Source organism: Flectobacillus longus (genome assembly GCF_030056705.1).
Lineage (GTDB): Bacteria > Bacteroidota > Bacteroidia > Cytophagales > Spirosomataceae > Flectobacillus > Flectobacillus longus.
The window spans coordinates 294,656-301,693 of the sequence record NZ_JASHIC010000002.1 but is presented as its reverse complement, the minus strand read 5'-3'; the positions used below and the strand labels follow the sequence as shown (position 1 = coordinate 301,693).

Annotated in this window: 4 protein-coding genes; 2 read left to right on the top strand and 2 right to left on the bottom strand. The window is 38.9% G+C overall.

Features of this window, described 5'->3' with window-relative positions; all coding sequences use genetic code 11:
- Positions 1-258: 258 nt before the first annotated feature.
- On the top strand, positions 259-570 hold the full coding sequence (locus QM491_RS02635; RefSeq protein WP_283325696.1) for a response regulator receiver protein: 312 nt from the start codon (positions 259-261) through the stop codon (positions 568-570).
- Between the two features lie 57 nt (positions 571-627).
- On the opposite strand, the gene QM491_RS02630 is transcribed toward QM491_RS02635, so the two are convergent.
- Positions 628-3,018, bottom strand: coding sequence for a TonB-dependent receptor (locus QM491_RS02630; protein WP_283325695.1), 2,391 nt, complete (start codon positions 3,016-3,018; stop codon positions 628-630).
- Between the two features lie 20 nt (positions 3,019-3,038).
- Complete coding sequence (locus tag QM491_RS02625) at positions 3,039-4,175, bottom strand: DUF4249 domain-containing protein (RefSeq protein ID WP_283325694.1); 1,137 nt, start codon at positions 4,173-4,175, stop codon at positions 3,039-3,041.
- A gap of 416 nt (positions 4,176-4,591) precedes the next feature.
- On the opposite strand from QM491_RS02625, the gene QM491_RS02620 reads away from it, so the two are divergent.
- Complete coding sequence (locus QM491_RS02620; protein ID WP_283325693.1) at positions 4,592-6,778, top strand: penicillin acylase family protein; 2,187 nt, start codon at positions 4,592-4,594, stop codon at positions 6,776-6,778.
- The last annotated feature ends 260 nt before the right edge of the window (positions 6,779-7,038 follow it).

Sequence of the window (7,038 nt, the reverse complement as noted above, 5' to 3'; positions counted from 1 at the left end):
GAGGCAAAGAGGCAAAGAGGCAAAGAGGCAAAGAGGCAAAGAGGCAAAGAGGCAAAGAGGCAAAGAGGCAAAGAGGCAAAGAGGCAAAGAGGCAAAGAGGCAAAGAGGCAAAGAGGCAAAGAGGCAAAATTATTTTACAACAACCAAACTACCAATAAATTAGCTACACTTTTTTTGTTTTTTTGTCTCTCCTTTATTGAGAAAAAACGCTAATTCATAATTCACTAAATCACTCATTCACCAAATCACTCAATAAACATGGAGAATATCCTAGTCATCAGTCGTCACCCCGAAATCTTGGGTGTAGTGGTGCGCTTGATTAATCAACAGCCCGATTGGAATGCCATCGGTACTTGTATAGACCAAGAAGCTCTACAAATTTTTCAGCAAGGAAATATTTCATTAGTCCTTTTGGGAAACGGGATTTTACCAGAAGAAGAGGAACAACTAAGAGCTGACTTATTGGTAATCAATCCAGCAGTTTTGATTATCCAACACTATGGAGGAGGAAGCGGCTTATTGGTCTGTGAAATTCGCCAAGCGCTCGAACATCAAGTCGTAATTGGATAAACTATTCTAAGAATGAAATTTAAAATTCATCTCTTAGAATAGTTTATTTTACTGATTTTACATAAAATGAAAATTGTAAGTCAACGAAGGTATTGGCGACCCAAAAATCGTTAATTGATACGCTTTTATCCCAGCTTCGGTGCGTAAATACACTGAATAGGCATTTTTGCGACCATATAGATTATACACCGTAAAAGTCCAACTTCCCTCCCATCGGCGCTTACGCATACTTGGATTTCGGATCGTCCATGAAAAATCCAAACGATGATAATCACTAATTCGAGCATTGTTGCGGTCTTGATAAAAAGGATAGGTCACGCCATCAAAAACCACAATTCCTGTAGGGACAGTAAACGGTCTACCTGTATTGTACACCATCGTAAAGCCAAATTCATGATGCGCTCCTTGCCCAATAATCAAGCTGGCATTGAAACTATGCGGTCGGTCAAAATTATTTGGATACCATTTTCCGCCATTTACCTGCTCTTCATATCGGTCACTTTGCTTGATTTGATTCAAACTTCTTGAATAGGTATATCCTAGCCAACCCGTCAAATCACCTTTCTTTTTACTTAACATTACCTCCAAACCATAAGCCATACCTTTACCTTGCAATACCTGTGTTTCGAGATTTGGTTTTAAGACAAAATCTGCTCCTGGTTTGTAATCAAGCACATTTTCGTTGCGACGATAATATCCTTCCATCGAAAACTCGTAGATATTATCTTTAAAATTTTTGAAATATCCCAAAGAAAACAAATGACTACTTTGCGGACGAATATAGTCGTTGCTTGTAGCCCAACGCGATGTTGGCAGAGGCGTTGTCGTGTTTGAAACCACCTGTAAATACTGGCGAATAAAGTTGTAGCCAAACTTCAATGAAGATGAATTAGTTAAGGAATACTTTGCCGAAATACGTGGTTCAAGCCCGCCATAAGAGGCTATCACTTGTCCAGACCCATATTTTGTAGAATCAGTTACGGTAAAATCTGAAAGAGGCACACCACTTTGGTAACGTCTTACAGTGCCTGCTCCCATTGCCCAATATTGAGCATATCTTAAGCCCACAGAAACACTCAACTTAGAATTTACAGTCATTTCATCCTCTCCATAAATACCTGCCTCGATACTATTTTCATCTGGAATGGTAATAGGATTAACACTTGTAGAAGCATTTGGCACTAAATTCCCCGGACTGATTTTGTACCAAATAGACGAAATTCCTCCTGTCAACTTATGCCTTTCGTCGGGATTATAATGTAATTCAGACTTGAGTTGTCGGTACAAAATTGCCGATGTAATATCTACTGTATTATTCGAGTTTAACTGAGGCAACATTGTTTTGGGCTGATAATGCGTCAAAATCGCAGAAGTTTGCCAATCAAGTTTACTACTAAACAAATGAAACCATTTTAACGACGCATTTAAAGATTTATAGTCGTACTGCGTAGATGTGGCGCTGATGTTATTGACAGTTCCTAGCAAATCAGTTTGGAAAAAATCTTTACTCAAATATCCAGAAAAAGTAAAAGTATTTTTTTGATTAGGCTGAAAGAACAGCTTTGTGGCAATATCATAAAAGTTAGCACGAATATTCTTAAGACGCTCAGAACCCAACTGAAACAAAAAGTCATTAAATGAGCCTCTGGTAGACACCAACATACTCAATTTGTTTTTAATCAAAGGCGTTTCGATACTCAAACGATTAGAAACTAAGCTAATACCTCCGCTTACCTTGGTTTGGGTTAAACTAGGATTTTGTAGTGTCACATCCAATACCGACGCTGTTCTACCGCCAAATCTGGCTGGAATACCGCCTTTGTACAACTCTACACCGCTAACGGCATCGGGTGTAAAAACGGAAAATAGTCCAAACAGGTGGGTAGGGTTAAAAATGGGTGTATCGTCTAACAAAATCAAAGTTTGGTCAGTAGTACCTCCTCGGATATTTACTCCATTGGCGGCCTCCCCAACCGATGTCACGCCTGGCAACATTTGAATTCCTCTGAGTACGTCCACCTCTCCCATAATTGCAGGGATTTTTTTGATAGTTTTCATACTCATGGGCGTTACCCCCAGGAGAGTTCTATCTACATTTTTGGTAGCACCTTGTGTGGATACAACTACTTCATCAAGTTCTTTAGCAATATTTAACAGACTAATATCTAGTTTCAATTCAGCTTTTTTAAAGGTTATTCTTCTTCGAAAAGTTCTATATCCTACCATACTAATGGTTACCGTGTATTCGCCATAAGGTACCAAAGACGAATAACTCCCATCTGCTTGGGTATATACGCCTTGATTATCAATTTTGACGGCAGCACTTTCTATAGGCTTTCGATCAAGAGAATCAATCACAATTCCTTTAAAAGTTGTGTATTGTTTTTTGTCGCCATTTTGTGCCCAAGTCCCAAACGACAAAAGCACAAATAGAAATATATATTTCATATTAAATCCGTTTGAAATTATTATTGCCATCCTTTAGGTTGAAAAGGCGTACGTGTTGCACTCGGAACACACTTAGCCGAAGGTGGACGTGTGGGAGGGTTTGAGGGTTCTTCACTAATGGTATGTCCCAATATCAAAGCCATCGGCCCTGTGGCATCTGTTCTATCAAGCCAATAACTACGTTTCTGAATATTGGCAACGCCAAAATATCCCACCACTTTTTCGTCTGGATTAGTAAGGTTTTGGATATTTCCGATAATAGCCGATGGAGGCGTATCAGCTAACCCTCCTGTTCCTTGCGAGAGCTGTCGAACCAGTTGATTAAACTTATAAACTTCCAACGACACGCTTATTTGTTCAATGTCAACCAAACAACCATAGTCGTTGTAATACGGGATTTGAGCCACCAACTTATCTTGAATCAGTTTACCCTGCGAAGCTCTATCATCCTGAACTATTACGGTTGGACTATGCAAAATTGCAAAACAGGACGACTCACAAGGATAATCGAAATACATTCTGTTTTGTAGAGCTCTCGGAGCTGGACCACATTGTTGCGAACCATAATCTAAAACAGAGTTGTTACAAGTTTTACAAAAGGCTAGTTTCTCGTAATGTGTATATCTCCACAAGTAGAAATTAGTCACTTGTGGATCATCCTGAAAATCTACAAATAACTCACTAGCAGATATATAGTTTTTGCCATCTGTAGACAACTTACTTTGTAAATTAAACTGTTTTTTTACCTTCAAAATAGGAGGCGTTGGCGTTATTTTTTCGGCTGTTGACTGGTATTTGTCACCTGTCGACAGCTCAAACTTTAACCTGTAAGCGTAATTGGGATTAAATACAAAATTCTTGGGAGGAATCAGTTTTCCTGCTTGTGGAATCAGGAGGGAGATTTCCTGTTGGGTATCCTCAATCAAAATAGATGCTTTGGTAATATCTGCATCTAAGATTTGTGAATAATTATTTGAATAGTTTGAAAAATAAACTTGAATTGTATCAGGCGCACTCTGATTGTCACTCAAAAAGCCTTCTACAACCAAATGTTTGCCATCTTTTTCAAAATCATATTCGTACGGATCCACGCAGGAACATAGCCCCACGGCGATAATTACGACCCAAAAGTATAGTCGTAAGTAGTGTTTTTTCATAGAATGATAGTTTCTGAAGGTATTAAATTGGCTTAAGAGTATTGGGAAATAGTGTCAATTCATATCTCAACGAGCCCGTTACACCGATATATTTTATTTTGCACCAAAGTGCAATTAATTGGATAGTTGGATACAAAAGTACCCGAAAGGCTTATTTTATTTTTATTTTTTATTAAAAAATCACAAAATTACTTTTCAACGAAATTCCAAACCAAGTTTTTCGATAAAGCCTCATTTGTGAATCTTAAATAATTTCTATTTTTACCAAGTGATAACAAGGTATTGATGCGCCACAAAACCATCATGCTAGACGCAAAGCATTGCATCTCTATAGATGAAAATAATATTACTTTCATCAAAATCACGCACTTAATCACTCATTCACTAAATTATCCACAACGCTCGTCAACAATCCTATGAAAAAAATCACATTACTACTTTTTTACCTTTTGCCATTCGCCCTGTTTGCACAACAATTCAATAAAGTTGAGATTGCTCGATGGGAAAAACAGGCACAGCAAGTTCAAATCATTCGAGACAATTGGGGTATTCCGCATATTTATGGTAAAACCGATGCAGATGCGGTTTTTGGTTTGCTTTATGCACAATGCGAGGACGATTTCAAGCGAGTAGAAATGAATTATATCGAAAAATTAGGGCGCCTTTCTGAAATAAAAGGAGAAAGTCAGCTCTATGAAGATTTACTCATTCGTATGGTAATCGACTCCTCTGAAGCAATAGCTGATTATCAAAAAGCCCCTCTTTGGCTCAAAACCCTACTCAATGCGCACGCCGATGCCATCAATTATTATCTTTACAAACACCCCAAAGTAAAACCTGCTTTGCTGACTCGCTTCCAACCGTGGTATTCTTTGTTGTGGACAGATGGCAGTATTGGGGCTATTAATACCGCCGATGTTACCACCAACGACCTCAAAAGTTTGTATGAAGGAAAAGACGCCTTAGGGTATTTTTACAAAAAACCTGTCGAAGAAGAAATTCTAACAGGCTCAAATGGCTTTGCATTTTCACCAAAAATCACCGAATCAGGTAAGGCTATTCTGTATATCAATCCTCACGTAACCTTTTATTTCAGACCCGAAGTACACGTGATTAGCGAGCAAGGACTCAATGCCTACGGGGCAGTCACATGGGGACAGCTATTTGTCTATCAAGGTTTTAATGAAAAATGTGGCTGGATGCACACTTCTAGTTATACTGATATAGCGGATACTTATATTGAAAAAATCCAAAAGAAGGGTAACAATTGGGTATATCTTTATGAAGGGAAAGAGCGACCTGTTAAAATCAAGAAGATAAAAATTGGCGTACTGAAAAATGGCAAAATTGAAGGTAAAAGCTTTGATGTCATGTACACACATCATGGTCCTGTGATGGCTAAGCGCAATGGTCAGTGGATTAGTATGAAAGCCAATAACCGCTCTATGACAGGCTTGATTCAAAGCTGGCAACGTACCAAAGCCAAAAGCTTAGCCGAATACAAAAAAACGATGGATTTATTAGCAAATACCTCTAATAACACCGTTTATGCCGATGCCGAAGGAAATATTGCTTATTGGCATGGCAATTACCTACCAATTCGTGACAACAAATACGACTGGTCGAAGCCTGTAGATGGCTCTATTTCGGCTACTGAATGGAAAGGTCTGCATCCTGTAAAAGAGTCACTACACGTTTACAATCCAACTAATGGCTGGCTTCAAAACTGTAATGCAACGCCTTATACCGTAGCAGGCAGTAATAGTCCCAAACGTGCCGATTATCCTAAATACATGGCACCAGATGGTGAAAATTTCAGAGGCATTAATGCTGTAAGAGTTTTGAGTAGCATTCCAAAGTACAATTTGGACAAGGTAATCGAAGCGGGTTATGATACCTATTTGGCAGCCTTCGAAGTACTAGTACCTGCTTTGATAAAAGCATACGAAAAAGAAAATCAAAACACCCGCTATTCATCTCTCGCCGAGCCCATTGAACAACTGAAGCTTTGGGATTATCGTACCAGCAAAAGCTCCATTCCTACGGCCTTAGCAATCGAATGGGCAACAAGACTACAACCTTCCATTGCCAAAGTGCAAGTAAAAGATGAACTAAAAGCTGATCAAGTAGGTCGTACAGAACAGTACGTAGCCACGGTGTCCACCCAAGAACTCTTAGACCCAATGCTAGAAACACTCCAAGACCTTCGTAACCGTTTTGGGACTTGGCAAGTTGCATGGGGCGAAATCAACCGCTTCCAGCGAGTATCGAGCAACATTGAGCAAAAATACGATGACAACCAAACAAGTATTCCTGTACCATTTGCCTCTTCAGCTTGGGGTATGCTTCCTTCATACACAGGAAGATATTATGGCACAAAAAAACGATATGGTGTCAATGGCAATAGTTTCATCTGTGCCGTAGAATTTGGAGAAAAAGTAAAAGCTAAATCTTTATTAGCAGGCGGTCAAAGTGGTGACCCTAATTCAATCCACTTCTTCGATCAAGCCGAAATGTACACCCACGGCCAATTCAAAGAGGTTCTTTATTACAAAGAAGACGTCATGAAGTTTGCCGAAAGAATCTATAATCCAGGCAAATAATTGAGAATCGTGTGATACTAGTGTACGAAAGGCATAAGATGGGTTCTATATTCAAATACTGTTTGTAGTTATTAATCTTTCGTACACTATCAGTCGCAGGTGATTTATCATTTATGATATAAAACAGAAAAAGCTCAGAAAAAAATTTCTGAGCTTTTGCGGTCTGGACGGGACTCGAACCAGCGACCCCATGCGTGACAGGCATGTATTGTTTATTTTTATTTGCATTGATGTATTTTTAAATGTCTGACTTTTAGACT